Origin of the sequence: Microcoleus sp. PH2017_05_CCC_O_A (assembly GCF_020738785.1) — a bacterium.
GTDB lineage: Bacteria > Cyanobacteriota > Cyanobacteriia > Cyanobacteriales > Microcoleaceae > Microcoleus.
This window is the reverse complement of record NZ_JAEQCB010000058.1, coordinates 1-24,055: the sequence shown is the minus strand read 5'-3', so window position 1 is coordinate 24,055 and position 24,055 is coordinate 1. Positions and strand designations below refer to the sequence as shown.

The following is a 24,055-nucleotide window of genomic DNA, read 5'->3' as shown; positions in this document are numbered from 1 at the left end:
TCACTTTAGTTATACGTGAGCATATTTTTGCGAACCTTCAGAGTGATGCTATGGCCGAGAGTACATAGATAATGCTTTTTGTCAATGCGTAAGTCCTAGTCTCTTCTATTTTAAGTCATCAGATAGGCGATCGCAACTTGTCTCTTTTCACCAGCGAGCCGATCGCCATTTTTTCCCAAAAGTGCGATATTATTCATCCCTACCAGGGAAGTGGACGATCTTGACGCAACTCTCGCTGCCATTCCATCGGATCGCTAATATCAGCAAAGACATTACTTGCTGCTATTATTTCCAATATTTCAACTATTCTCTGACGGGGAAACTCAGCACTTAAAGTCGATCGCTCTTCTTGCAAAGTAACGTAAACTTTGACAGGCTCATCGCCCTGTTTTGGAACCTCATTAGCCCATTCTAAAAGGTTTCCCTTCAATATAGCCTCAAATATTCGCTGCATAGCTAATATCAACTATTCTTTATTTTTATTATTATAGCTCTTGATGACTGCCTCGCCCTTTTTCTTTCCTCTCTTACTCATCCCATTCTGCTCTAAGTTGCAACTGGAATTCCAAAGCATCCACACGATACGGCAAAAAACCGCGCCATCTCTTCAATACTTCTAAAAGCTGCTGTTGCTCGTCAGGAGTGAGACTTTGAGCCTGACTCAGTACCTCGCTATAAGTAGACATAGGCTTTATGTTGAGATTTTTTGGCTGATTGTTATTATAGCAATTTAGGAGCTAGGGAAGCGCGATCGCCTTTATCTTTCCAAAGTGCGATATTATTCATCCCTACCAGGAAGTGGACGATCTTGACGCAACTCTCGCTGCCATTCCACCGGATCGCTAATATCCTCAAAGACATTACTTGCTGCAATTTTTTCTACCAACAGCTTCAATTTGAGTTCTTGGGAGGATATCCCCCGATCGCGACCAGCTTTATAATCTTGCCAAGCAGCTTCACTCTCTGCTATTTCTTCTGCTGAAATCACTTCATCATCTTCTGCAACTTCTTCTCGTAACTGAATCATTTTTTTCAAGTCTTCTAATAACCGCAGTTGGTCTGCAAGCGTGAGGCTTTTAACTTGATTCAGTACCTTGCTATAAGTAAACATAGACTTGGTTGTAAGAGTTTTTGCTTGCTCTCTATTATATCTCAATTTACAATTCTGGGAAATGCGATCGCCCTTTTATTCCCAAAGTGCGATCGCTCTTATATTATCTTGCACAATTTGTTGGCTGCTGCGAATTCACCTCAAAGGCGATCGCAAACTCCACTTGCGGCAGCAATCTTTTGATAATCCGCAAGTGTTCCTCGGCGTCGTTTCGGCGGCGAAAACGCGCAACTGTCAGGCGTTGCAGGTTGGGCAGGTGACGGTAAATCACCCACGGGTAAAGTTGTTGTTTGTAGTTCATCGTTGTTCTGTCATAGATTGCGAGCAAAATGAGACACTAGAAAGGCAGGGCTGATTTCCCGTACTCTGCCCTTTTGCTGTCTATATAGACATAGTGTCTGGACAAAATTGTTTTGTCAAGCGGTCTAGACACAATGTCACATTTTGTAATGATTAAGCGAAGACAACCTCAAGAAGAAGCTGGCGAATCACTGCTGAAAAAACTGAGAGATGAGTTAGGAATGTCCCAAGAAGAATTTGCTCGGCAAATTGGGACATCGGTACGCACTGTGAGTCGCTGGGAAGCCGGAGATAACGTGCCGACATTCACAATTGCCCAGATGAAAGCTTTGGCAAATTTTTTGCGATCGCGTGGGTTAACTCTTGATGACTTGCCCGATCGCTTTGGCCCGCCTGAGTGAGGAGGTGAGAAAAATAGGATACGATCGCCCTCGATTTGCCTTCGATCGAACGAAAGAGGAGTATTTTCGCAGAGCGATCGCCCTTGATACTATATTATAAATAGATGGGAATATTGAGCCATGAATAACGTCAATTATGCTGGAATGAGCGATCGCAAATTAAAGCGATACATTCTCACCTACAGAGACGATCGCAAAGCTTTCTATGCCTATGTAGTGACTTTCAAAGCACAAACTATCGAGGAAGTTCGCCAATAATTTCCAAGTTCGATCGACGATGATAGAATTTTAGTCCGCTTGTGAGGCTGCTGCACCATTTTCAAAGTTAAACTCATTTTCAATTGATTCAAAAAATTGCGAAATCTGCTCAGTCGATGTGATGTGATAAACATTTTTGGTACTTCGTGCCCGATCGATATATTCGCGATATTTTGGGTTCAAATATTTGTCGCACAACCAAAGCACGCGGTAACTGGTAAGCGAACTCTTTAATATTGGGGTGTTTTCCGGCCAGCCTGCGGGTGGTTTAAAGTAACCCGACATCAGTCTTTTAGTCACCCACCAGAAATGCACGTATAGCGGTAGATCGATAAAAACCAGGGTATCCGCCTCATCAAGTCGCAGCCAGAGGGTTTCTATGCAACCAAACCCGTCAATAACCCATCTGTCAGTCTGCAAAATTTCTTGATGGGCGCGCTTAAAATCTTCCTTTGGAACCTCAGCGCCGCCCGATCGATATTGAATCTTGTCTAAGATGTGAAGGGGCAATCCAGTGATGTCCGATAATCTCTTGCTGAGAGTGGATTTACCGCCTCCGGTGTTGCCAAATACTGCTACTTTTTGCATAGCTACTCCTGCGCCCGAGTTCAAGTTTAATTTTAGCCGATCGACTTTGCGAACAAGTCCAGAGCGCGATCGACTTGGAGAGCCCGCTGCATTCTACAATAATTGAAAATTGAAAATGGTATAATTCCCCGGGCTCCGGCTGCTAGCTGCGAGGTGCGTAATCACCAACACGCCCAGCAATGCAATCCATCCTACCAACAGATCGTATTTATCAGGAGCAACGCGATCGACAATCGGGCCTATACAAAAAGCAACAAAGATTGCATCTTATCTCCGATCGAATGTCTTGCTGCTAACATTAAATCATTGATTTTTCCAGGGATTACTGCGATGGCTAAGTCTAAAACTTACATTGGCAAATTAAAACCTCGATATTCCTTCATGCTGAACCCGTATAGCGATATCCGGTTGAGCAAATGCCCGAAGTGTGAAAAACTGACACATCTGCGGAAATTTGCTTTGTTTATCTGGATTGAGGGCCTGGGCCCACTCATACAGGGAAAAACCTGTCGCTACTGCTCTAAATGCGAGTTAATTATGGCGCATCAAGATGAATTGGAGGCAGAATTGATATTAGGCTTGCAGAAAATCGCACCGCAGGCGATCGGCAATGACTATTTTGTTGTCGGAACCTTCGATAAAAAGGTGTGGCAGGGTGGACTCAAAAATGAAGAGAATTATTTGAACTCGGAAATGTTCAACTATTTGGCTGATTTCAAAACAATGCTGGATTTGGAGGTTGAACCGGGAGGTTGGTATCTAGAGTAGGTATTCGATTTGGGGAGTTGCTGGTGCGATCGTAGGGAATCGTCTCTTATAATTAAAGACTTAGCATTTTATTTTTGAGCAGGTACGTTGTTGCGCTTGGGCGCTCTTTTTGGGATATTGGAAAGAGCGCTAAAGCGCAACAACGTACCTGGACTTAATAGTTGTAGCAGCGAGAGTTATTACTGGCGACGCACATTATATTTAGAAAATCAATGGGGTAGGCACGCACCATCCACTACCCCTACAAATTGATTTAAATCATTTAGGATTGCTATATAACTTTGCTTTTTCGCCAACGATCGCAGCGATGGGAACCGCATAATGAATTGCATCGCCTCGAAAATGTACGCCAATCCCCAGACTGTCAACACCAATATCTTCTCTAAAAAGTTGTCGCAGCTTATCGTCATCGCCGGGGTTGGGGAAAGAAGCAGCTAACTGCTGTTCTAGCTCCAATTCTACCTTATAAAATGCTAATTTGACATTTTGCAGATTCGCATCTGCGACTAATTTCGGCAACTCTTCCAGAGTCAAGGCGCGAGTATGAGATGGATCGCGCAGCTTCTCAATATAGTTGTAAGCATCAACTTTTTCCGGTGGCATTGCCACATCAGCAATCAAAATGCGATCGCCCGCGCGACACACCCGAACCATCTCCGACAGCACAACATCGGGCTGCAAGAAGTGATGGAAAGCGTAACGACTCAGCACAATGGAAAAACTATCATCGGGAAACGGTAGCGTTTCGATATCGCCTTGCAGCCACGAGAGATTAGTCAAGTTTTTTTGCTCTGCCAAAATCTGGGCTTGTTCTAGCATTGCCGGTGTTAAATCGATGCCCGTAACGCGATTGGAAACTGCCGCAAAAGCACAAGCCACAATACCCGGGCCGCAAGCCACATCTAGAACTGTATCCTTGTCAGATATGCTTGCCATCTTCATCAGTAAATCGAGAGATTCTTGATTTGTGTGGCCGTACAAGTTAGAGAATGGTACAGCTTGACGGGTGAACTGGTCGATGATGGATTCGTGATATGCGGTCATAGTTAAATTCTGTCATTTTTTCTGACTAGCGGGTATAGTAGGAGTGACTTTTGCCACTCCTACAAAATTTATCTTATCCTTGTGGATTTTGTAATACACCACCTGCGAGAGCAGTTAAAATCGCCACGCCAAAGGCCAGCCGGTACCACACAAACACCCACGTATTCTGAGTTTGCAGGAACTTCATCAGCCAGGCGATCGAAATATAGGAAAAAATAAAAGCTGAAATTGTTCCGACTATCAAAGCTACAACTCCAGCGTCGCTGGCGCCTTCACCCAAAGCACTTTTCAATTCGACTAAACCAGCCAGAGTAATTGCCGGAATTCCTAACAAGAAAGAAAATCGGGCGGCGGCGGCTCTTTGCAATCCGAGGAACAATCCTGCTGTTAGGGTAGAACCCGATCGCGAAACACCAGGAATTATTGCCATTGCTTGAGCTAATCCCATTAAAATACCATCTTTGATATCTAATTTTTCGTAATCCCGTTCGCGCTTGCCAGTTTTTTCGGCGATCGCTAACAGCAGCGACATCACGATCGAAGCAATCGCGATCGCTCCCAAACTCCGCAGCGGTGATTTATCAAAATCTGGCACCAATATCTTGATTAACAATCCAAAAAATATAATTGGTATAGTTCCCAAACCAATCCCCAGCGCCATCCGAAACTCTTGGGATTCGTAGTCTGAGCGCCTAATAGCTTTAAATCCACCAATAGCTATATTTGTTAAGTCTTTCCAAAAATACCACAGCACTGCCACAATGCTGCCTAATTGAATGACAGCAGTATAAGCAACACCCGGATCGGCCCAGCCGAGGGCTAAAGGCACGACTTTTAAATGAGCGCTGCTGCTAATTGGCAAAAATTCCGTTAATCCTTGGACAATGCCTAAAACAATAGCCTGTAAGATATTAATTTGAGCTGGCCCGGAAGCCTCAGCAACGGGCGTTTGCGCGAATAAGTGAAGCAAAGCAATCATCATTTGTTGTCAGTTCCTAGTTGTCAGTTTCTATCTGTCAGTCACCAGCGATCGGTTGATATCAAATCCCGTGGATTGTACGGGATATCTGTAGGAACGCGGCAGTACCAAAGGAGTGTCAACTTAAGACTCAAACGTAGTCAGAGATTGCTGTTTGACTATAAAACTCAGATCCCCCCTAGCCCCCCTTCTTAAGGGGGGGACAAGAAATTACTCAAAGTCCCCCTTTTTAAGGGGGATTTAGGGGGATCTAGACTCGACTAAAAGCGAGATTTATCAAGGGTTTTAGTCTTAAGTTGAAACCAATGGGCAGTACCGTATCCCTACCCATAGTGTTGTCGATCGCCAATAAAAGCAGATTAAAATAGTTTGTCAAAAACCAATTTAACCTACTCAACTGTAAATACAGGCATTTGCTGATAAACTTAATAATGTTTTGCACGCTTTTTCGCCACTTTACAGCAACTGCCAACCACCTATGATATTTTCTGATTCCCAAAAATTAATTTTGATTGCAGCTTCAGGCAAACGCTGGCTGCGGCGAATCGTGTCTGCTAGTCTTTTAACTGTGGCGATCGCACTTAGCTTGATACTGCTCACCGGTCAGCCGCCCGCCTTCGCAACACTCACGGACGATCGCTTCGACGGCACCATCTTCGCTCTCTACGCCGGCAACGGTTCCCTCGTTCCTCCTAAAGTCAAGCTCACAGATTCTTTCAACCGCAAAAAACCCGCATTGTTAGTTTTTTACACTGACGACAGTAGCGACTCCAAGCAATACGCGATCGTTGTCTCAAACCTCCAGGAATTTTACGGCCGCGAAGCAGATTTTATGCCGATAAGCATTGACTCTTTGCCTTCGCAACCGTCACCAAAAATAACCGAACCCGGTCATTATTACGAAGGTTTCGTACCTCAAACTGTCATCCTCGACCAATCGGGAAAAGTAGTTTTTAATGAAAAAGGACAAATACCTTTTGAGAAGGTAGATGATGCCTTTCGGAAAGTATTCGACTTGCTTCCTAGAGAAAAATCGCTCCCGCTCAAGCGCCGTGTCGTGAACGAACTTAACATCGAATTGTCCAATAAATAGCTAAGGATCGCGAATTAAATAAGTTACAATTTTTATTGTTATTGTGGGATGGGCGTCCCGCCCGTCCAAAAAGAGCGGGCGGGACACCCCACAAACTTGTGTAAGTTATTTAATTCTCATTCCTAATAGCTAATCGCCTATTCAGGACTTACGCAATTTTATATAGGACGAACGGGTAGCCAGAAACCCGGTTTTTCACCAAAATATATCGTTGCAGGGCTGAATTCTGCCAAAAACCCGGTTTCTCGACTCTGACGAACGGGTAGCCAGAAACCGGGTTTTTTCACCAAAATTATTGGTTACAGCCCGTAATTCTGCCAAAAACCCGGTTTCTTGAGTCGGAGTGCGATCGCAAACTATCCTAATTTTTTCACGAATTATCAACAGCATCAAATGAAGCAAATTATAAAAATATTATTAATGACAGTTTTGACTGTACTTTTAGTTTTAGAAGCAGCCGAAGCAGGGCGATCGATAATTAGTGCTTTTGGCGATAGCAGTTCCCGCAAACCCCTAGCTTTAGAGCGATATACAGGTGTCGCCTACCTCGAACCGGTGCAGTGTACGGGTTCGGTGTTAACCGGAGGATTGTACGTACTCACGGCCGCCCACTGCCTCAATGAAGGCGGGGTCAAGGTTCCTGCTGGAACTGCTGTAACGGCAACTTTTAAATTGCCCAGCGGTCAAGTTACTATCCCTGTTAGCAACTATTATATCCATCCGGGATGGACTGGTTACGAATCAGAAGTCGGAAACGATATTGCTATTTTAAAGCTTAAAAAAACCGCACCGCGTACTGTGGAACAGTACGAAATTAACAGGAATAAAAATGAAATTGGCAAAGTGTTTACAAAAATTGGCTATGGATATATCGGCCTGGGTAATAAAGGACAAAATGAGAATTCTAATTCTGAGGCGAAACGATATGGAGGTCAAAACCGCTACGATGCACTAGGCGAAATATTCAAAAGTTCTACTGAATCTGATATGTCTGAATTAGTCTTGGGGAGTCAGTTAATTTTTGATTTTGATGACGGAACCGCCGAACACGATAGTTTGGGGAGGCATTTTCCTAAATTAGCCGATCGCGGTTTGGGGAAAAATGAAATAGCTACGGCTAGCGGAGATTCGGGCGGGCCTTCGTTTGTTGACGGGAAAATTGCGGGGATTAGTTCTTGGGGTTATAGCGATCGCGGATTTTTCAAAACAAATATCGGCGATATTGATAAAATTGACGATAATGGCAGTTTTGGCGAAATTTCCGGCGACACGCGGGTATCATTTTATGCTAATTGGATTGACAAAGTGACAGGTGGAAGATAGAAGGTAGAATTTAAAATATAGACATCAATTGTTTAAACTTTAAACCATGAGTAGAACCTTAATTCCTGTGATTCTGGCCGGCGGTAAAGGCGAACGTTTTTGGCCGCTGAGTCGCAAGCAGCGCCCCAAACAGTTTCTCAGTCTCGACGGTAGCGGCAAGAGTTTGCTGCAAGCTACAGCCGATCGACTATTAACATTAGGTAACGGCTGGGAAGATTTGTGGGTAGTAACATCGGAAATGCTGGCCGACGGAGTGCGGGAACAATTGCCGCTGCTACCTCCTGAGAATTTGTTGGCCGAACCGGAAGGCCGGGATACAGCGCCGGCGGTGGCTTGGAGTGCGATCGAAATTGCGAAACGTTACGGTGAGGATGCGGTTGTCGGGTTTTTCCCGGCGGATCACTGGATTGGGGAACCGGAGGAGTTTGTCAAGACTTTGGAGGCGGCGGCTGAATTGGCGACAAAGGAAAGTGCGATCGCCACTTTGGGAGTCAAACCGAGTTATGCTTCCACTGGCTACGGCTACATCGAACAAGGCGAGGAAATTGGCAGTTTTGGCGGTTTTCCGGCCTATCGTGTGGCTAGGTTTACAGAAAAGCCCGATCGCGCCACCGCCGAGGAATTTGTAGCCAGCGGCAAGTTTAGTTGGAATGGCGGAATCTTTGTATTTAAAGTTGGCACTGTCTTGACAGAATTGCGAAATCATGTGCCGGAAATGATGGCAGCTTTGGAAGCAAAAGGCGCTGCTGCTTACTCGGAATTGCCGAAAATTAGCATCGATTACGCGCTGATGGAGAAGACGCAAAAAGCCTGTGTATTACCTGTAGGCTTTAGTTGGGACGATTTGGGTGACTGGAATGCGATCGCCCGTTTGTTGCAAGGAGACAAGCCGAATGTCGAGTTAGCAAAACACATCGGAATTGATACCAAAGACGCTATTTTCTATGCAGCGGATGAGAATGAAGTCATCGTCACCATCGGTTTAGAAGATGTCGTCGTTGTCAGAGATGGTAATGTGACTTTGATTGTGAAAAAAGACAGGACGCAGGAGATAAAACAGGTGATTAAAGTATTGGGAGAAGATGAGAAATTGAAAGATTTACTGTAACTAATTCCGTAGGGACACGGCACTGCCGTGTCCTTACTCGATATCTATAATTCTAGAATTACATAATTTCTACTAAATCCAACACAAAACCCGGCAGTACATCTTCCCCTGAAAGAGTGGCAGGATTTTGGAGAATTTCCACATCTTGACCGGGGCGATAAATTTCTACCCGCCGATTTTGCCTGTCAATTAACCAACCCAATCTCGCACCGTTATCTATATATTCTTGCATTTTATCTTGCAGCTTTTTCAACGAATCAGTCTTTGAGCGCAACTCAACTACAAAATCGGGACATAAAGGAGCAAAACTGTCTTTTTGTTCCGGTGTTAAAGCATCCCACCGTTCTTTTTTGACCCAAGAGGCATCAGGAGAGCGATCGGCACCATTACGGAGGGTGAAACCTCCAGAAGAGTCAAAGGCAACTCCTAGATTATTTTGCCTGCTCCAGGCTTGAAGTTGATACGATAGATCCATATTGCGCTTGCTAGTTTCGCTGCCCGTTGGTGGCATAATAATTAACTCCCCTGATACTGTACGTTCAAATTGATAATCGCGGTTGTTCTGACAAAGCTGAAAAAATTGCTCGTCAGTTAAGTCTATGGATAATTCGATCGAGGTTGCAGGAGATTGGATGGCAATCATGTTTTTTATTGGGTTTGAAACACATTTAGAATTTGGCTTGTAATAACTTACTAATTCAAGTCTTTGACACAATTTTTCAACTCAATAATTTTAATTATAAAAAGATCGTGTCTGGTTTAACTGTAATATTAGCATGAGGATTAATGCCACCGCCAAAAACCGTAGCTTGCGGGGCGGAACGCCATCGCCCTCCCCCACACCCCAAAGTACGCGCGGCGCAGCTATCCCCAGCAGGAATTGCACCCATTCCCGCTATTTCTACCAAAGTTATTCCTCAAGACCAAGGTCAGCTTGGTTAACAGCGCTATCCTAGTAGTTATATAGCCCTTAAACCCGATCGACCCGGAGGCCACCACGTGTTCAGCCTAGTTCAAAACACTTCTCGCAAAGGAGAAATTCTAGAGGTCGTCTTCCGCAACGGTTGGGACTACATGAAAAGTCTCCTCACCGGCCGCAAAACCGACGCACCCAGTCTCCCAACTCCAGCGGTTCTCCGCAACATCCTCGTCGAATTAGGCCCAGTTTTTGTAAAATTGGGACAATTGTTGAGTACCCGTCCCGACCTTTTACCCGCTGCTTACATCGAAACCCTCTCTTCTTTACAAGCGGAAGTGCCGCCCGTATCATGGTTGGAAGTAGAAGCAATCGTCCGCCAGGAACTCAAACAGTCGATCGAAGAAACCTTCTCCAAATTTAACACTCAGGCGATCGCCGCAGGTTCGATCGCCCAAACCCACAAAGCTACCTTAAAAGACGGCCGCGAAGTCGCCCTAAAAGTTCAGCGCCCCGGTATTGATATTGTCATCGAACAAGACATCGCCGTGCTCCGAGGTTTAGCAGAACTTGTCATGCTGACAGACCTCGGTCAACAATACGATATTGTGGCCCTAGCAGAAGAATTTGCGATCGCCCTGCGTGCAGAATTAGACTTCATTCAAGAAGCCAGCTACACAGACGAACTGCGCCGCAATTTATCAAAAAGTCGCTGGTTTGATCCCACACAAGTTGTCCTCCCAGAAATTAACTGGGAATTAACTACAAAAAAACTCTTAGTCATGGAGTGGCTGAACGGAGTCCCAATTTTGTCAGGCGATTTGCAAGGAATTCGCCACAAAGGAGATATAAATGCCGAACGCGAAGAAATTACAACCCTGCTTTGCCGCGTTTTCTTCCAGCAGTTATATATTGACGGCTTCTTTCACGCAGACCCGCATCCAGGCAACTTATTTTATCTCAAAGACGGCCGGATAGCTTTGCTCGACTGCGGCATGGTCGGCAGATTAGACCCGCGCACCCAACAGAATCTGACAGAAATGTTGCTGTCAATTGTCGATTTAGATGCTCAGCGCTGCGCTCAATTAACATTGCAAATGGCAGAATTTGCTCAGCCTACAAGTTTAGCTAATCTAGAGAACGATTTGGCTCGAATGCTGCGGAAGTATTATAATGTCAGCTTGTCGCAAATGAACTTGTCGGAAATTTTTTATGAAGTGCTGGAAATCACTCGCAAAAATAAGATTAGGCTTCCCAGTAATCTCGGTTTGTATGCAAAAACTCTCGCTAATTTAGAAGGAGTAGCGCGTTCTTTTAATCCCAGATTTAATATTGTAGAACAGGTCAAACCGCTGATGACCGATATGTTTCGGCGTCAGTTATTAGGAGAAGACCCGGTGCAAGCTTTGCTGAGAACTGCTTTGGATCTAAAAAGCTTATCTTTACAATCTCCGCGACAGGTGGAAGTGCTTTTAGACCGAGTTACTTCCGAAACTTTGAAGTGGAACTTGACGCTAAAAGAACTCGACCCGCTGCGTCGCACTTTGGGGGATTCAGCCAACCGACTTTCTTTTAGTATTGTCGTGGGTTCGCTGATTATGGGAGCGGCAATTATCTCTTCTAACGCGCAAACTGCTCAGCTATCTTTTCTGAGTAATGGTTTGTTTGGGGCGGCGAGTTTTTTGGGTTTTTGGTTGATTGTGAGTATTTTGCGATCGGGTCGTTTGCGGGGATGATTGGTACAAGATCAGTATGTGTTGTGGAACAGGCATCTTGCCTGTTCTTGAGAATCGTGGTACAAGATCAGTATGTGTTGTGGAACAGGCATCTTGCCTGTTCCTAAGAATCGTGGAAGATGTAGAATATAGCCTAATGCAACAACCGCATAAAGGTAGGCTATGTCACAGCATGATTCTTCTCTCCCAAAGTCGGCAATTAGAGACAACCGTCATCGCGGAAATGTGGGCAATTTTTTGAAAGCCAAGGTCGAGGAAAACTCAACCCTATCCATTGTTTCTGCTTACTTTACAATTTATGCCTTTGATGCTTTGAAGGAACAACTTCTAGGTATTAAAAGCTTGAAATTTTTGTTTGGTGAACCGCGCTTCATCAAGTCCCTTGACCCCAGTAAAACTGATAAAAAGGCGTTCCAAATTGAGGATCAGGGCTTGCAGCTACAGAATCGGTTGCAGCAAAAACGGGTTGCGAAAGAATGTGCAGAATGGATTGAGAAAAAAGTCCAGATACGGTCGGTCAAGCAATCTAATTTACTGCACGGCAAAATGTATCACATTGCTCAGAACGGAACTGAAAATGCTATTATGGGCAGTTCTAATTTTACCATGCGGGGACTCGGATTAGGTAAAAATAACAACAATATTGAACTCAATTTAGAAGTAGATAGTAAACGGGATACCCGCGACCTTAAAGCCTGGTTTGATGAACTCTGGAATGATGCCGAACTAATCGAAGATGTCACACAAGATGTGCTGCTGTACCTAGAGCAACTTTACCAGAATAATTATCCTGAGTTTATCTACTACAAAACTCTGTTTCATATCTTCGAGACATTTCTCGATGACCTAGAAAAAAGCGATATTCTCAGCGAACAGCTACACCTATTTGATACAGAAATCTGGAAATCTCTATTTGAATTTCAAAAAGACGGAGTTAAGGCAGCCATCAATAAAATCCGACGATATAACGGGTGTATTATTGCTGACAGCGTTGGTTTAGGTAAAACATTTGAAGCTCTCGCGGTGATTAAATATTTTGAACTTCGCAATGAAAAAGTTTTGGTTCTTTGTCCCAAAAAACTCCGCGATAATTGGACTGTATATCTAGCACAAAACAATAGCGATCTCAATCCTTTGGTTAAAGACCGCTTCAACTATACAGTCCTGTCTCACACCGACTTGAGTCGTGACTCTGGTTACTCTGGGGACATTAATTTAGCAACGATTAATTGGGGTAACTACGACTTGGTAGTTATTGATGAATCGCACAATTTCCGCAACAACATCAAGAGCAAACGGGACGAATCTGGCAATCTAATTAGAAAGAGCCGTTACGAAAGGCTGATGGATGATATTATCAAGAGCGGTGTCAAAACTCAGGTGCTACTCTTATCAGCAACTCCGGTTAACAATGATTTAAAGGATTTGCGGAATCAACTTTATTTTATAACAGAAGGTAGCGACGCTGCGTTTAGGGAATCGCTGGGAATTGTTAGTCTGCGCGATACACTAGCTGATGCTCAGCGGAAATTTACCAAGTGGGCAAAGAAAAGTCGCGATCGCAAAACTAGCGAACTCCTGGAAGAACTAAGTTCTGCTTTCTTCAAACTGCTTGACGAATTGACGATCGCCCGATCGCGCAAACACATTCAAAAATACTACAAAGATGCGATCGCCCAATTAGGCGGCTTTCCAGAACGGCTCAAACCCATCTCGGTATTTCCTGAGATTGACCGAGAGGGTGAGTTCATGTCCTACGAACAGCTTAACAGTGAAATTTCTAAATATCAACTCTCCCTATTCAACCCTTCAAAATATGTCCTGCCGCCATACCGTTCGGCTTATGAAAATAAAAGAGTGCAAAACTTCAAACAGAGCGATCGCGAACGCTCTCTGATCGGCATGATAAAGGTTAATTTTTTGAAACGCCTGGAAAGCTCGGTGAATTCCTTCGCTATCACAATGCAGCGGACTATTGACAAAATATCCGAGTTACAAAAACGACTCGAATCCTTCAAGAATTGGCAAGACGAAAACGCGGTAATTGATTTCAACTATTTAGAGTTTGAGGCAGAAGAAGACGAGGATTTACGAGCGGCGTGGGAGGTTGGCAAGCTAAAAGTTAAAATGCTGCACCTCGATGTCGAAACCTGGTTAAAAGACCTAAAAAACGACAAGAAACAGCTTAAACAAATCTACAATTCTGCCCAAAGCATTTCTGTTGAACGCGATGCCAAGCTGGCTGAGTTAAAATCACTAATCGCCGAGAAAGTCAAGCATCCTACGACTAACAAGCATGGTCAACCAAATCGCAAGGTTTTAGTCTTTACTGCCTTTGCAGATACCGCAGTCTATCTCTACGAAGGATTGCGGGAGTGGGCTACATTAGACTTGAAAATTAACTTAGCTTTGGTGACTGGTGGTTCGGCGAAAAATCAGACTACCTTTGGCAAAAATGAGTTCAATCACGTCCTGACAAATTTTTCACCTTTCGCCAAGAAACGCGCCCAAATTCCATCTATGCGGCAAGACGGCGAGATTGACCTATTAATTGCCACAGATTGTATATCAGAAGGGCAAAATTTACAAGATTGCGATTATCTGATTAACTACGACATCCACTGGAACCCAGTCCGAATTATCCAGCGGTTCGGTAGGTGCGATCGCATTGGTAGCCCCAATCACACCGTACAATTAATCAATTTTTGGCCGACAGAGGACCTGGATCAGTACATCAATCTGAAAAATCGAGTAGAAGCACGGATGGCTTTAGCGGACATAGCTGGTACATTTGAAGATAATCTGCTGGAGGTAAAGGAGATTCAAGAACTAATTGAGAGTGATTTGAAATACCGCGACAAGCAGTTGCTGCGATTGAGAGACGAGGTGCTGGATATCGAAGATTTCACCGAAAGTGTCGCCCTAACGGAATTCACTCTCGATGATTTCCGAATGGAACTAGCCAAATACATTGAGAGCAACCGCAAACTACTCCAAGATGCTCCTTTAGGACTTTATGCAGTAGTTCCAACTAACTCGGAGTACCCGATAATTGCTCCTGGCGTAATTTTTTGCCTCAAACAAAAAGGCGATTCTCTTGATAATAAAACCGTCAACCCGCTGCAACCATATTTTGTAGTTTACGTGCGCGAAAATAAGGAAGTGCGATTGAGTTTTGCTCAACCCAAACAAATACTTGAAATATATCGGTTGCTGTGCGCGGGATGTACGGTTCCCTATGAAGAGTTGTGCAATTTGTTCGATCGAGAAACTAATAACGGATTTGATATGAGTTTGTATAACGATTTGCTCAAGCTGGCCGTTGATTCAATTGCAGATATTTACAAGAAGCGGAGCATCGGCAATCTGCTGTCTAGCCGCCGTGCTGTGTTGGTTGAGCAAGCGCATCAGGTTAAAGCAACAACGGATTTTGAACTGATTACCTGGCTGGTGATTAAATGAGCGTCAGCGAACAACAAGCCAAAGCATCTATCAATCAAGCTTTAAGTAGTTTTGCAAAGGGAAAACTAGCGGATAACGCCCGTAATTTGTTCTTTACTCTTGGATACCGCAGTGATAAAACTCTTCCGTTTTATCCTAATAGTTCGGAGAATTTTATTGCCGAATTTGACATAGATCAAAAGCTCAACTCCCAAAAAGCTCTCTTAGAGGAATGGCTGTCGGTTGATTTTCTCTTCCAGTTTACCGGGACAGAAATTGCAGATAATGACCAGTTTGTCGAATTTGATACTAGCAGTGGTGAGAGTGCCTTTTTTACTTCGTACTTGTTTTTCGCGATCGCACTGCGGAGGAGTGCGTACACTATAGAACAACTTGACGGGATTATCCGCGAGATTAATAAAATTTTACCGATTCCCGCGATCGTTCTTTTTCAGCATGGAGAAACTCTGACTTTATCCATTATCAACCGTCGCCAACACAAACGCAATGAATCTGAAGATGTATTAGGAAAAGTCAAACATATTAAAGATATCCCATTCGCCAGTCCGACAAACTCTCATTTAAAAATGCTCTTCAATATTTTTTTGACAGAGTTGTATGAAAATCATGGCTTTAGCAACTTTGACGAATTTCATGAAGCTTGGCATAAAACTATTCCTGACAACATCGAATTTAAAAAAGATCGTATACTGTCAGATTCGCTTCGGGTTTACCTGCAACAAATCTGTCGAATTCCCCTGCTCAAAGCTTACGAAGAAATTGAATTAGCTCGTAAAATTGCTGAGTTAGAGTTAGAGGGGAGCCGAAAAGCTAAAGACAAAATGGTAGAGTCTAACTTGCGGCTGGTAGTCTCAATCGCTAAAAAATATCAAAATCGAGGGCTGGATTTCTTAGACTTGATTCAGGAGGGAAATATCGGTTTAATCAAGGCTGTAGAAAAGTTTGATTGCACGAAGGGAACCAGGTTTTCTACCCACGCATATTGGTGGATTCGTCAGGCAATTACGCGGGCTATTGCCGATCGATCGCGGACTATCCGCCTACCAGTTCACGTTTATGAAACTATCTCGAAGATTAAGAAAACTACCAAACAGCTTTCTCAAGAAATCGGCCACAAGCCTACCGAAGAAGAAATCGCTACTAAAATGGAGATGACAATTGTAAAAATGCGATTGGTTATTCAATCGGCTAAATCTATCATTTCCTTAGATACTAAAATGGGTGATTATGAAGACTGTACATTGGGAGAGTTGATTGAATTCGATGGAGAAACACCAGAAGAACAAGCATCTAAAAAATTGTTTACCGAAGATTTAGAAAGCGTTTTAGATACTCTTACCCCTCGACAACGTGACATTATTCGGATGCGATTCGGATTGGATGACGGCAGCGAGAAAAGTCTACAGGAAATCGGCAATATATTTAATCTTACCCGCGAGCGGATTCGGCAAATTGAGGGTAAGGCTTTACTAAGATTGCGCCATCCCAACCGCAACAGCATTTTAAAAGATTATATTCGCCCTACACCAGTTTATCAAACTGAGACAAAAAGACCGATCGCCAAACCGAGCCAGCCCAGACAGTTCAATATCTCAGAAAACTTGTCTCCCAGCCGCGACACTTTCTTACTGGAGCCTGTTCGTGATAAAATAGTTGAAACAGCTAATACGACCGAACCATTAATTCCTTTTAACAATTTCATAGAAAAATCAAATATAGAACAAACAAAGTTGGCTCAGACTCACCTGTCAAGTGCCGATGGAAGTCAAAACAATCTCACCTATGCAAATTTGAACGAGCATAATTTCCACATTGCCGAACTGACAGAAAATGACTTAAATAAAGCGATTAAACCGATGAAACAAAATTCAGCAGACTTACTCAAACAACTCACCGCACTAGAAGATGTTTTTTCCCAATTAGAGAAACGGCTGTCAGAGGCGAGTCGAAAGTTGCTAAACCCTGGTATACCTATATCTCAAAAGCTGATTCAAGAACTTGACGAGTCCCATAAAAAGTTTATTCAGCTTCGCGACAAGGTGCTAGAAGTGGCTGAATATTTGGCAGTATCGACAACGCTGAAAGTTGAAGAAATTTGTTCTTTAACAGATATCAGGTCTGTACTTGAGCGTGTGGATTTGGCCGAGAAGCAAAAAAGTGCGATCGCCCTTGTCCGCGACTCTGCTTTGAGGGTTCTGGAACGAATTTTAGCGATCGCCCATCGAGTAGAGAGCAATTTTCAGTCATTGCTGGAATGTCAGGAAAAAGCCCGCGAACTTCAACGCGCCATCTCCGAATCCCACAAGTCTGACTTGCATCCCGACACCCAAATCTTGGCTGATGGCAATCATCCATTCTGCAAACTTCTAACACTAATTTCAGAATGGGAAGAAGCAGATGACGAGCATTTAGCTTCTTTACAGGATGCCGTAGCAGAATCATTTGGAAGAACTCTGGCGATGGCAGCAGTAAGAGGAAAACTGATGATCCAGGCGGAAGCAATACCAGATTTGCCTGCTGTTTCTACTAACAATAACTTAGACGAAACTTCCTTAGTTGATGAGCCGGAATCTGAAACTGTTCCTGTTGTCGAACAACCACCAGTAGCAGAGTTGAACTCGGTATTGACAGAGGAGGCGATCGCGCAGCCAACCCCTGAATATATCCCAGATATTCCACCAACAGAACCGCCAACCACAACTCAGATTGAGCTGCCAAATTCTGAAAATAAGCAAGGAAAAAAAGTTGAAAATCAGGCTGATTATACCAGAATTTGCAGTGTATTGGAGCAAGGCGATATCCTGACGGCTAAGGAATATATATCTATGCTGCAAGAGCGGCGATCGCTTCCTGAACCAGAGGAAAAGAGAGATGCTTTTAAAGACTTCTTCGAGCATAAGTATGCTGCGATCGAAAAAGTGCTTGAGGAGTGCGATCGCGATCGACAAAAAAAGCAAGAGCTAATTCCCAATATTTCCAAAGGAAAAAGTATCGCCAAAATCCAGATACCGCAGGGGGCTCAAGCCAAAAAAGCCGCTGAAATGCTAGACGCTTGGTTTGCAGCCAAGGGAAGGAAGCAAGAAATCACAGAGAAAGATGCTCGCCAAATTCTCAGCAACCTCGGTTTTAACATAACATCTCTTACATTTAAAAAATCAGGACAAAATACCTGGATTGACGTTAAAGCTGAGCCGATATTTGACCAAAATCGCTGTCCTGTGTCTGCCTATGGTTCAGCCGCGAAGGGTCATTACCGCATTCTTTGCGTATGGGATAGACCGAACGAACAGGATCTCCTCAATGCCGTTGGAGAAACTGCTCTTGGAGGGCCGGTCTTCGTCTTTCATTTTGGGCGAATGACCGTCAAGAGACGCCGAGATTTGGCTGATTTATGTCGGCAGCGTCGGAGCACTTTCATTGTTATAGATGATGTGCTGATGCTCTATCTTTGCGGAGAACAAAAAACACGCCTACCTGTATTGTTTGATTGTACCTTACCCTTTACTTTCCTAGAACCGTATAAAACCGCAGCAGGAGAGGTTCCCCCTGAGATGTTTTACGGGCGAGTACGAGAACGGGAATCCATAATCGATCGAGAAGGTTCTTGTTTAATTTATGGAGGCCGCCAGTTAGGTAAAACGGTTTTGCTTAAATATGTACACCGGACTTTTCACGCAACCGACGCGGGCAGGAACGCCCTATTTTTGGATATCAAAGAAATTGGACGCAAGCAACTGTTAGATAAGATTTGGCATCTACTAAACGAAGAATTGGATAAATTAAAAATTCCCGATACCAACCGGCGAAATTCCGTCCGCGAAAGCAGCTTGCAGCGGATTAAAAGTTGGCTAGAATCGGACAATCAGCGGCGCTTTTTGCTGTTGTTGGATGAGGCAGATAATTTCTTGGAAGCTGATGGTAAGGAGGATTTCCTGCGCTGCGATGAGTTCAGAAAATTAATGACGGAAACTCACCGACGTTTTAAGGTGGTCTTTGCCGGATTGCACAACGTTCTGAGAACCACTAGACAAGCAAACCATCCGCTGGCTCACTTTGGCGCGCCGATCTGCATTGGGCCTCTGCTGAATAATGGTGAAATGCGATCGGCAACAGCTTTGGTAGAACGTCCGCTGGCTAGTCTTGGCTATCGTTTTGAATCGCCAGATTTAATCCCGTGCATTCTTTGGCAGACTAACTATTATCCGAGCTTGATTCAACTCTATTGCCAGCAGTTACTCAAGCACATCACTAACCCAGATGTCCCTACTTTTGATGCGAAAATTAGTCCGCCTTACGCGATCGCTTCTCGCCATGTAGAAGAAGCTTATCAAAGTCAAGACCTTCGCAAAAATATTCGCGATCGCTTTAAGTTGACACTGGGACTCGATCCGCGCTACGAGGTAATTGCCTACTCGATTGCTGATGGTTCTCAGGAGAATGAAACAGGCATGGAGGATGGGTTTTCTGTATTTTGGATTCGCGAACAAGTCTTATATTGGTGGTCTGAGGGATTCGCGGGAAGGTCATCGGAAGATGAAATTCTTGCTTTACTAGAAGAAATGATAGGATTAGGAGTTTTACGAGAAAGCAATCCAGGTTACTTCACTCTGAGAAATTCTAATTTAGCCTTGCTTATGGGTACGCAACCAGAAATTGAAGCAGAACTTCTGAGACACCGCGAACCTCCACATGAATACGAACCTGCTACTTTTCGGTCTCCTCTTTTGGTTAAAAATAAAGCTGATTCCCAGCGCAGTCCTTTAACTGTTAAACAGGAATCAGAACTTCTGCTCCGCGAGTACGGTGTCTCTATTATATTTGGGTGCCAAGCCGCAGGAATTGACGATTTGAGAGTTTTTATGGAAGCAGCATTTAGTAAGAAGGATTGCAAAGTTCACTATTTAGAAAATCTCTCAGATCGATCGGATTTCAGCCAGCGTTTGACAGAAATTAGTAACCGTCGCAAGAAAGATACCACGACGCTCGTTGTTGTATCAGCCACCACTTCTTGGAGTAAGGATTGGGTTGATGAGGCAATTAAGAAAATCAAAAGATTGAAAAAAGAGGACTCATTTCTCCAGCTTGTTTTTGTCGCCTATCCTCAGAAGGCTTGGCAGTTAGTTATTCATAATTGGACAGGTTTTGATTCCTTTAAGGAACTGAGATTTTTAAGTCTCAAACCTTGGCACGATGCCGCGCTGCGACATTGGTTGGAAGATGCCAATTTGCCGAGCAAACTAGAAGTTAGAAATAAGATTACGGCAGTTACAGGGAATTGGTCAAACCTCCTGCAAGAATTCTATCAATTTGCTCAAGCTAATCCGCATTGCTGGCAAGATTCCTTGGCCCAACTGAAGAATCAATTTAATAAATCTGACAAATTAATTAATTCAATGGGTTTTGACGGTTGCGAACCTCAAAGAAAACTGGTGATGAGAACTTTAGCTGAATGGGGAGAAGCAGTCGCGATTGAGGTATTAATTGAGGTTCTTGATGATGTACCGCCTGAAGTTGTCAAGCAGACTCTCAGATGGGCTGAACTCCTCAGTCTTGTCTCGCATTTAGGAAATCAGAAGCAAGATGGTAAGGATTACTGGCAGATTGACCCTGTAGTTGGTCGTCTGCTCGAATCTATGGCAGAGTAATACGCACTTTCTGCTGTGCGATGTACTTAAGCACATCTCTGACTTAAGATAGGCGATCGCCCGCAGCAACTAAGTCTAAACTAGAAACTGTAGTTAGATTCAGGTTTGTATTAGGGACTTTAGTCCCTCCAAATTCAGGACTTTAGTCCTGACTACAAACCTATGTTAAAGTAAGATTAGAGATAGATATTATTTTAAATGAGCAAACTTAACCCAGTGTTATTAAGTCAAAAACAGCCTGAATTAGGATTGGTCTGCATTACGACTTCCGATGCAGTTCGTTTCCGCACAGTCACGCGGAAGCGGCTGTTGCAACTTACAGAAATAGAACAAGAAAAAGTATTGCGCGAGTTGTATGCAGATAACTTAAAAAGACTTGACAAAGCGCTTGATTTCTGCTACGCCAATGGGATTAAATTGTATCGCATGACTTCTGCACTCTTCCCTTTTGCAGATATAGATTTGGGGGAAACAGTTTTAGATTCGATGAATGAGGAATTGCGAAGAGTTGGCGATCGGGCAATTGACCTCAATATCCGTTTGGTGTTCCACCCCGATCAATTTGTTGTCCTCAGTTCCGACAAGCCGGATGTTGTGAAAAACAGCATTAAAATTCTGGCGACTCATGCTTTAATTATGGATATGTTGCAACAGCCCCGATCGCCCTGGGCACTGATGAACATTCACGGCGGTAAGGGCGATCGCACTTCGCAACTCAAATCAGTCATCCGCGACTTACCCGAATCTATTCGATCGCGCTTAACCTTTGAAAATGACGAATACGCCTACAGTTCGTCGGAATTGTTAGACGTTTGTCTCGATACAGGCGTAGCAATGGTTTTTGACGCGCACCACCACGTCATTCACGAACATTTAGAAAGTTACAACGATCCAAACGTTGCCGAAATGCTCGCAGCAGCCCGCACTTCTTGGCCTGTTCCTGAATGGCAATTAGTCCACATATCAAATGGCAAAGAATTTTTTGCAGATCCGCGCCACAGCGACTTGATTGTAGATATGCCCAATTGCTATTATGATGCTCCTTGGATTGAAGTAGAAGCTAAATTCAAAGAATTAGCTATTGACAAGTTGCGCGCCGAATGGTTGTCTGCAAATGTTCCACAATTTAGCAGTGTCTCCTAGGGGCGGGTTCGCCAACAATCTCGGCCTAATACGAATAATCTCAAAAACCCGCCCCCACCCAACGGTAAATCGCAATCTACTTTCTTGTTAATACCAACTATAAATTATGTGCGGCAGATTCACGTTAAATACTCCAGCTAAAATCATCGCCGAATTCTTCAAACTCTCGGAAATTCCCGACATCAAACCGCGATACAACATCGCCCCAAGTCAATCAATTGCTACCGTCACAGTTTCTCCCGAAAAAAATCAGCGACAGTTTCAATTTATGCGCTGGGGTTTGATTCCCAGTTGGGCAAAAGATATGAAAATCGCCAGCCATACGATTAATGCCCGATCGGAAACAGTAGCAGAAAAACCTGCTTTTCGCAGCGCCATCAAGCACAGGCGGTGTTTGATAATCGCTGACGGCTTCTACGAATGGCAACCGCAGGGCAAGAAAAAACAGCCTTACTATTTTACAATGACAAACAGCGAACCTTTTGCGTTTGCCGGTTTGTGGGAAAATTGGGAATCTGCCGAAGCAGAAAACATTGTATCTTGCAGTATAATTACTACTGCTGCTAACGAAACAGTGCAACCCGTGCACGATCGAATGCCGGTGATTCTCCCCGCAAGCGATTGGGAACAATGGCTCGATCCTTCTGTTGACAAGGCTCAGGAAGTTTTGCCACTGTTAAAGCCCTACGATCCAGCAGCAATGATAGCAAATGCCGTAAGTGCGATCGTCAACAGTCCAACTAAAGACAGTCCTGAGTGCATTCAAGCTATCCCCTTATAACTCGGCGGTGTGAAACCGCGTCTACACACAGGAAGTCCGCCTCCGCAGACTAAGAAGTCGAGGAGTATTACAGTTAAACTCAGTTGTGATATTCTTAAAGACTTTTCTTCATCTTAACATCACTGAAAGGACAAAAAATATGATCGGATACGTTACAATCGGCACAAACAATCTTGAACGTGCAGCCAACTTTTATGATACTTTGCTTGCTGAAATTGGCGCTCAACGATTCATGGAATTCGACCAATTTATCGCATGGAGCGTTTCTCCAGAGATGCCAGGACTTGCTATTACAAAACCATTTGATGGTAACCGAGCAACTGTTGGCAATGGAGTAATGATAGCTCTTCAAGTTGACAGTCCCGAAAAAGTCAACTTAGTTTATAACAAAGCGATCGCACTTGGCGCTCAGGATGAAGGAGCAGCAGGGCCGAGAGACGCTTTGCCGGGGTTTTATGCGGGATATTTCCGGGATCTTGATGGAAATAAGTTGAACGTGTTTTGTATGATTGAACCAAACAGTTAAGATTTTTCGGATCCGACTAAAGAAACCGGGTTTTTTCGAGTTTCTCCACTGTCATCAAGTATTCTCGTAAAAACCCGGTTTCTGACTACCAGTGCGCTAACGATAAAAGATGACAACATCAGAACCAGAGGTAAAACTGATTGATTTCAGCCAAGAAAAGGCAACAGATTTTATGTTGCCTCAGCCTGCTGTCTTGACAAGTTCGGGATGGGATAAAATCTATTACGAACACCATCAACAGCCGCAGTTTGACACGCCCGAACATCAAGGTACATGGCACGTTATTGCCCATTGTCCTGCTTTTGATGTATCGGGAGAGCGATCGGGAGAACGATGGTTGGATGGTAAGCTGAAAACAGAAGCCCGGAATCAGGGAGACATTGCGGTGATTCCGGCGGGTATTTCCCAGCGCTGCAATTGGAATACTTTATCTGAGTTTACCATTTTGGCGATCGCCCCTACACTCCTGGAACAAGTGGGTCAAGATTTGGTAAATTGCGATCGCATTGAACTCATTCCTCATTACATGGAAGAACAAGATATCCTGATTCAAGGGATATTCGGCGCTTTAAGACAAGAATTAGAATTTGGACAAATCGGCGGTTATTTGCTGATTGATAGTCTTAAAACCGCATTAGCGATTCACCTGTTGCGGAATTACTGCACCACACAACCTCGGCTTTCTAGCTATACGGATGGATTATCTAAACCCAAACTGCAACAGGTGAGGGAATATATTAACGAACATCTTCATCAAGAGATAAAACTAATTGAACTTGCTGCGATCGCCCAAATCAGCCCTTATCACTTTTTACGTCTGTTCAAGCAAAGCATGGGCATAACACCTCACCAGTATATCTTGCAGCGCCGCAT

At 43.9% G+C, this 24,055-nt stretch carries 22 protein-coding genes and 1 pseudogene; 15 read left to right on the top strand and 8 right to left on the bottom strand.

Translation table 11 applies throughout. The annotated features are described in order from the left end of the window. Positions 1 to 199: 199 nt before the first annotated feature. From JGK20_RS15040 to JGK20_RS15025, 4 genes are all read right to left on the bottom strand, one after another. Complete coding sequence (locus tag JGK20_RS15040; protein ID WP_293189132.1) at positions 200 to 454, bottom strand: hypothetical protein; 255 nt, start codon at positions 452 to 454, stop codon at positions 200 to 202. Positions 455 to 527: 73 nt separating this feature from the next. Further along, complete coding sequence (locus tag JGK20_RS15035) at positions 528 to 686, bottom strand: hypothetical protein (RefSeq protein WP_293231090.1); 159 nt, start codon at positions 684 to 686, stop codon at positions 528 to 530. A gap of 92 nt (positions 687 to 778) precedes the next feature. Next, the gene (locus JGK20_RS15030; protein WP_293176700.1) at positions 779 to 1,111 is read right to left on the bottom strand and encodes a hypothetical protein; all 333 of its coding nucleotides are present in this window, start codon (positions 1,109 to 1,111) and stop codon (positions 779 to 781) included. A 103-nt stretch (positions 1,112 to 1,214) separates the two neighbouring features. After that, positions 1,215 to 1,412 carry a hypothetical protein gene (locus JGK20_RS15025; RefSeq protein WP_293176702.1) on the bottom strand — a complete coding sequence of 66 codons (198 nt, stop codon included), beginning with the start codon at positions 1,410 to 1,412 and terminating at the stop codon, positions 1,215 to 1,217. 148 nt (positions 1,413 to 1,560) lie between these two features. On the opposite strand from JGK20_RS15025, the gene JGK20_RS15020 reads away from it, so the two are divergent. Next, on the top strand, positions 1,561 to 1,812 hold the full coding sequence (locus JGK20_RS15020) for a helix-turn-helix transcriptional regulator (protein WP_293176704.1): 252 nt from the start codon (positions 1,561 to 1,563) through the stop codon (positions 1,810 to 1,812). Between the two features lie 120 nt (positions 1,813 to 1,932). After that, positions 1,933 to 2,070, top strand: a complete 138-nt coding sequence (locus JGK20_RS15015) for a hypothetical protein (protein WP_293189122.1) — start codon at positions 1,933 to 1,935, stop codon at positions 2,068 to 2,070. Between the two features lie 30 nt (positions 2,071 to 2,100). Here the strand turns inward: JGK20_RS15015 and JGK20_RS15010 are convergent, their stop codons facing one another. Further along, on the bottom strand, positions 2,101 to 2,658 hold the full coding sequence (locus tag JGK20_RS15010) for an adenylate kinase (protein WP_293189120.1): 558 nt from the start codon (positions 2,656 to 2,658) through the stop codon (positions 2,101 to 2,103). 102 nt (positions 2,659 to 2,760) lie between these two features. Between JGK20_RS15010 and JGK20_RS15005 the strand changes: the two genes are divergently transcribed. Next, positions 2,761 to 3,426, top strand: a complete 666-nt coding sequence (locus tag JGK20_RS15005) for a hypothetical protein (protein WP_293176710.1) — start codon at positions 2,761 to 2,763, stop codon at positions 3,424 to 3,426. Between the two features lie 258 nt (positions 3,427 to 3,684). Here JGK20_RS15005 and JGK20_RS15000 read toward each other — a convergent pair whose 3' ends face one another. Together JGK20_RS15000 and JGK20_RS14995 are read right to left on the bottom strand one after the other, a co-directional pair. After that, a complete protein-coding gene (locus tag JGK20_RS15000) occupies positions 3,685 to 4,470 on the bottom strand; it encodes a methyltransferase domain-containing protein (RefSeq protein ID WP_293176712.1) in 786 nt (261 codons plus the stop codon). A gap of 73 nt (positions 4,471 to 4,543) precedes the next feature. After that, complete coding sequence (locus JGK20_RS14995; protein ID WP_293176756.1) at positions 4,544 to 5,449, bottom strand: undecaprenyl-diphosphate phosphatase; 906 nt, start codon at positions 5,447 to 5,449, stop codon at positions 4,544 to 4,546. A 478-nt stretch (positions 5,450 to 5,927) separates the two neighbouring features. Between JGK20_RS14995 and JGK20_RS14990 the strand changes: the two genes are divergently transcribed. From JGK20_RS14990 to JGK20_RS14980, 3 genes are all read left to right on the top strand, one after another. Next, positions 5,928 to 6,542, top strand: a complete 615-nt coding sequence (locus JGK20_RS14990) for a thylakoid membrane photosystem I accumulation factor (RefSeq protein ID WP_293176714.1) — start codon at positions 5,928 to 5,930, stop codon at positions 6,540 to 6,542. Positions 6,543 to 6,935: 393 nt separating this feature from the next. Further along, entirely contained in the window at positions 6,936 to 7,865 is a 930-nt protein-coding gene (locus JGK20_RS14985; RefSeq protein WP_293176716.1) for a trypsin-like serine protease, read from the top strand. Between the two features lie 46 nt (positions 7,866 to 7,911). Continuing rightward, the gene (locus JGK20_RS14980; protein ID WP_293176718.1) at positions 7,912 to 8,973 is read left to right on the top strand and encodes a mannose-1-phosphate guanylyltransferase; all 1,062 of its coding nucleotides are present in this window, start codon (positions 7,912 to 7,914) and stop codon (positions 8,971 to 8,973) included. Positions 8,974 to 9,031: 58 nt separating this feature from the next. On the opposite strand, the gene JGK20_RS14975 is transcribed toward JGK20_RS14980, so the two are convergent. Then, positions 9,032 to 9,616 (bottom strand): Uma2 family endonuclease, encoded by a 585-nt coding sequence (locus JGK20_RS14975; protein ID WP_293176720.1) that lies wholly within the window; start codon positions 9,614 to 9,616, stop codon positions 9,032 to 9,034. Positions 9,617 to 9,759: 143 nt separating this feature from the next. Here JGK20_RS14975 and JGK20_RS14970 point away from each other — a divergent pair, with 143 nt between their 5' ends. The 9 genes and pseudogenes from JGK20_RS14970 to JGK20_RS14930 form a co-directional block, all read left to right on the top strand. Beyond that, the gene (locus JGK20_RS14970; RefSeq protein ID WP_293176722.1) at positions 9,760 to 9,915 is read left to right on the top strand and encodes a hypothetical protein; all 156 of its coding nucleotides are present in this window, start codon (positions 9,760 to 9,762) and stop codon (positions 9,913 to 9,915) included. A gap of 57 nt (positions 9,916 to 9,972) precedes the next feature. Next, positions 9,973 to 11,625: an AarF/ABC1/UbiB kinase family protein gene (locus tag JGK20_RS14965; protein ID WP_293176724.1), complete on the top strand. Its 1,653-nt coding sequence runs from the start codon at positions 9,973 to 9,975 to the stop codon at positions 11,623 to 11,625. A 162-nt stretch (positions 11,626 to 11,787) separates the two neighbouring features. After that, a complete protein-coding gene (locus JGK20_RS14960) occupies positions 11,788 to 15,087 on the top strand; it encodes a helicase-related protein (RefSeq protein WP_293176726.1) in 3,300 nt (1,099 codons plus the stop codon). A gap of 695 nt (positions 15,088 to 15,782) precedes the next feature. Next, a pseudogene (locus JGK20_RS14955) lies at positions 15,783 to 16,607 on the top strand (sigma-70 family RNA polymerase sigma factor); the annotation flags it as partial. Between the two features lie 336 nt (positions 16,608 to 16,943). After that, a complete protein-coding gene (locus JGK20_RS34525; protein WP_366038968.1) occupies positions 16,944 to 20,732 on the top strand; it encodes an AAA family ATPase in 3,789 nt (1,262 codons plus the stop codon). A 198-nt stretch (positions 20,733 to 20,930) separates the two neighbouring features. Continuing rightward, on the top strand, positions 20,931 to 21,875 hold the full coding sequence (gene uvsE, locus JGK20_RS14945; protein WP_293176728.1) for a UV DNA damage repair endonuclease UvsE: 945 nt from the start codon (positions 20,931 to 20,933) through the stop codon (positions 21,873 to 21,875). Between the two features lie 106 nt (positions 21,876 to 21,981). Beyond that, on the top strand, positions 21,982 to 22,656 hold the full coding sequence (locus JGK20_RS14940; RefSeq protein ID WP_293176730.1) for an SOS response-associated peptidase: 675 nt from the start codon (positions 21,982 to 21,984) through the stop codon (positions 22,654 to 22,656). 139 nt (positions 22,657 to 22,795) lie between these two features. Beyond that, positions 22,796 to 23,182 carry a VOC family protein gene (locus tag JGK20_RS14935; protein ID WP_293189112.1) on the top strand — a complete coding sequence of 129 codons (387 nt, stop codon included), beginning with the start codon at positions 22,796 to 22,798 and terminating at the stop codon, positions 23,180 to 23,182. A gap of 109 nt (positions 23,183 to 23,291) precedes the next feature. Further along, on the top strand, positions 23,292 to 24,055 hold a 764-nt coding region (locus JGK20_RS14930), incomplete at its 3' end, for an AraC family transcriptional regulator (RefSeq protein ID WP_293231087.1).

Excerpts from the sequence above, each read along its gene's own strand:
- JGK20_RS14940 (WP_293176730.1), top strand. The coding sequence starts at position 21,982 with ATGTGCGGCAGATTCACGTTAAATACTCCAGCTAAAATCATCGCCGAA.
- JGK20_RS15015 (WP_293189122.1), top strand. The coding sequence starts at position 1,933 with ATGAATAACGTCAATTATGCTGGAATGAGCGATCGCAAATTAAAGCGA.
- JGK20_RS15020 (WP_293176704.1), top strand. The coding sequence starts at position 1,561 with ATGATTAAGCGAAGACAACCTCAAGAAGAAGCTGGCGAATCACTGCTG.
- JGK20_RS15035 (WP_293231090.1), bottom strand. The coding sequence starts at position 686 with ATGTCTACTTATAGCGAGGTACTGAGTCAGGCTCAAAGTCTCACTCCT.
- JGK20_RS14935 (WP_293189112.1), top strand. The coding sequence starts at position 22,796 with ATGATCGGATACGTTACAATCGGCACAAACAATCTTGAACGTGCAGCC.
- JGK20_RS15000 (WP_293176712.1), bottom strand. The coding sequence starts at position 4,470 with ATGACCGCATATCACGAATCCATCATCGACCAGTTCACCCGTCAAGCT.
- JGK20_RS14970 (WP_293176722.1), top strand. The coding sequence starts at position 9,760 with ATGCCACCGCCAAAAACCGTAGCTTGCGGGGCGGAACGCCATCGCCCT.
- JGK20_RS15030 (WP_293176700.1), bottom strand. The coding sequence starts at position 1,111 with ATGTTTACTTATAGCAAGGTACTGAATCAAGTTAAAAGCCTCACGCTT.
- JGK20_RS14975 (WP_293176720.1), bottom strand. The coding sequence starts at position 9,616 with ATGATTGCCATCCAATCTCCTGCAACCTCGATCGAATTATCCATAGAC.
- JGK20_RS15040 (WP_293189132.1), bottom strand. The coding sequence starts at position 454 with ATGCAGCGAATATTTGAGGCTATATTGAAGGGAAACCTTTTAGAATGG.
- JGK20_RS14985 (WP_293176716.1), top strand. The coding sequence starts at position 6,936 with ATGAAGCAAATTATAAAAATATTATTAATGACAGTTTTGACTGTACTT.
- JGK20_RS15025 (WP_293176702.1), bottom strand. The coding sequence starts at position 1,412 with ATGAACTACAAACAACAACTTTACCCGTGGGTGATTTACCGTCACCTG.
- JGK20_RS15010 (WP_293189120.1), bottom strand. The coding sequence starts at position 2,658 with ATGCAAAAAGTAGCAGTATTTGGCAACACCGGAGGCGGTAAATCCACT.
- JGK20_RS14980 (WP_293176718.1), top strand. The coding sequence starts at position 7,912 with ATGAGTAGAACCTTAATTCCTGTGATTCTGGCCGGCGGTAAAGGCGAA.
- JGK20_RS14995 (WP_293176756.1), bottom strand. The coding sequence starts at position 5,449 with ATGATTGCTTTGCTTCACTTATTCGCGCAAACGCCCGTTGCTGAGGCT.
- uvsE (WP_293176728.1), top strand. The coding sequence starts at position 20,931 with ATGAGCAAACTTAACCCAGTGTTATTAAGTCAAAAACAGCCTGAATTA.
- JGK20_RS14960 (WP_293176726.1), top strand. The coding sequence starts at position 11,788 with ATGTCACAGCATGATTCTTCTCTCCCAAAGTCGGCAATTAGAGACAAC.
- JGK20_RS14990 (WP_293176714.1), top strand. The coding sequence starts at position 5,928 with ATGATATTTTCTGATTCCCAAAAATTAATTTTGATTGCAGCTTCAGGC.
- JGK20_RS34525 (WP_366038968.1), top strand. The coding sequence starts at position 16,944 with ATGAAACAAAATTCAGCAGACTTACTCAAACAACTCACCGCACTAGAA.